This is a genomic window from Salinivibrio sp. IB872 (genome assembly GCF_001995345.1).
GTDB lineage: Bacteria > Pseudomonadota > Gammaproteobacteria > Enterobacterales > Vibrionaceae > Salinivibrio > Salinivibrio proteolyticus.
Genome location: NZ_MUFO01000093.1, coordinates 1 through 2,146 on the forward strand (window position 1 = coordinate 1; position 2,146 = coordinate 2,146).

The window sequence follows — 2,146 nt, forward strand, 5'->3', positions numbered from 1 at the left end:
CCTAATTAAACTGGTAATTTTTTTTCCCCGCTGCATCGCAGATGCCATATCAATTGACTCACCAATAGCTTTTAGCCCCTGGGGCTGTTCTGCAGTTTTTATGAACCATTCTTGAAGGTTCCCTCTAAACCAGTATTCTTCTGGGACAGGCCACCCCATTTTATCTTTTCTCCAAGTAATTTCATCTGGTAATTTTTTATCAAAAGCTAATCTAGCTAAGTATTTTGTCCAGCCATTATGTATTTTGTAGCATGCGGGAACTCGAGCTAAGAATTCAACCAATCTGTAATCCATAAATGGCATTCTTGACTCGATGCTATAGGCCATCGAGGTATGATCTGCATAATGCAATAATGTTACAAGTCCTTTTTCAAAAGAGTTTTTTAGCTCTAAATTTAACTCAGAGGGTGGTTGACGGCGCTTTATTCCTATGAATAGGGACTGATAGATTTCCTTACCAAGGAAAAATCTACAGTTAGCCATAAGGAATCCTATAATAACTATATTTCTCGAGCCCGGAATTCTAAGCAAGTTAAATACTTCTTTATAAAGATCAAATATTGATATAGAAGTCATATAACTAGCTATATATGGCAGATAACCAGCTAGCTGTTCGTCCGCGCCTTGTCCATCTAGCGTTACCGTTACACCTGTATCTTTTACTTTCTTGAAGGTATGCCAACCAGACATGCAGGTGCTTTCTGGTGGGTTTTCCATATGCCAAATGACTTTTTCAAGCTCATCGGGCACATCTTTTTCATTAGGTTCTATTTGATTTGAATTAACATTTAGTTCTTTTGCCAACAAATCTATAAACTCACTTTCGTCACAGTCCTGTGTGCCATTTGATTTGTAGACTGATGAAAATGTTTCTTGTAGGTCAGCTTTACCTTGAGCTTTTAACTGTTCGTTTACTAAGTAAACAATCGAGCTACTATCTAAACCGCCTGAAAGTGCAGAGCCAACTTTAACATCAGCTCTGAGACGCAGTCTCACTGAATCAGCCAAGAGATCATAATACTGATCTGCGTATTCTTTGGCCTTAATAGGGCAGAAACGTTCTCTACTGGTGTTAGTGGTTAGTTCCCAATAACGTGTAAACTGGGGTTGACCGAGCAGTTGTTCTTTAGTACCAAGGAAGTAATGGGCAAAGGGAAAACGATAGACGTTGGCGAAGGCCGTTTCTGCATCGTACTCATTGGGGCCATTATCCAGGTAGTTTTTCAGGTAGCTTTTGTTAGGCGCTTTTTCTACAAGACCGCTGGCATAGATGCCTTTCACTTCACTGCAAAATACGAAGTTGTTATTATCACAATAGTAATAGAGTGGTTTTATTCCAAATCTATCACGTGATATAAAAAAAGTTTCATTCTGTTTATCATAAAGAACGAAAGCCCACATACCATTAAAGCTTTTAACGCAATCACTTCCCCATAAGTCATACGCGGCCATTATTACCTCAGTATCAGTCTCATTACTGAAGGAGTAACCCGCTTCAATCAACTCTTGTTTGAGTTCAAGATAATTATATATTTCGCCATTAAAAACAGTTACATACCTATCTTGATATTCCATGGGTTGCTTTCCATGGTCACTCAAATCGACAATTGCTAATCTACGATGGCCGAAAGCGATATCGTCCTCATAATAGTAACCTTCACCATCTGGGCCACGATGAGCGATGGCATCGGTCATTTTCTTTAGTGGTGATTTTTCGACTGACTCTCTGGCAATATAACCAGCAATTCCACACATATTAAACCTTAATTTTCATCGACATTAGACTTGTATTCTTTTATAAAGCAGCTGACTTAGACCCTTTGAGAATAAGGGAAAAATAAATCAAATATAGAACCACTTCATGTATGACAAAGCCTATGAAAAAATGCTCTATTGATAGGGAAGAGCAGAAATATAGCGTAACGCTAATCGTAAATAAATAAAGTACCTGCCAACAAACACCAAGCTTTATGTTCTTTTCTAGCCCTAAAACCGCACTTAGTGGACTAACAGCAAATCTAATAGCAACTGCGATCACCAAGTATCCTGCAAAGGTTCCAGCTTGACTCCATTCGGAACCGAACACAACAGAAAACAAGGATTCACCCCAAAAAAATAATATAGGCACCGCTGGTAAATAAAGAAT

At 38.6% G+C, this 2,146-nt stretch carries 1 protein-coding gene and 1 pseudogene; both read right to left on the bottom strand.

Features of this window, described 5'->3' with window-relative positions:
- Nucleotides 1-1,755: asparagine synthase (glutamine-hydrolyzing) (gene asnB / locus BZJ18_RS16915; protein ID WP_077458522.1), on the bottom strand; the 1,755-nt coding region annotated here is incomplete at its 3' end.
- Nucleotides 1,756-1,795: 40 nt separating this feature from the next.
- A pseudogene (locus tag BZJ18_RS17485) lies at nucleotides 1,796-2,146 on the bottom strand (lipopolysaccharide biosynthesis protein); the annotation flags it as partial.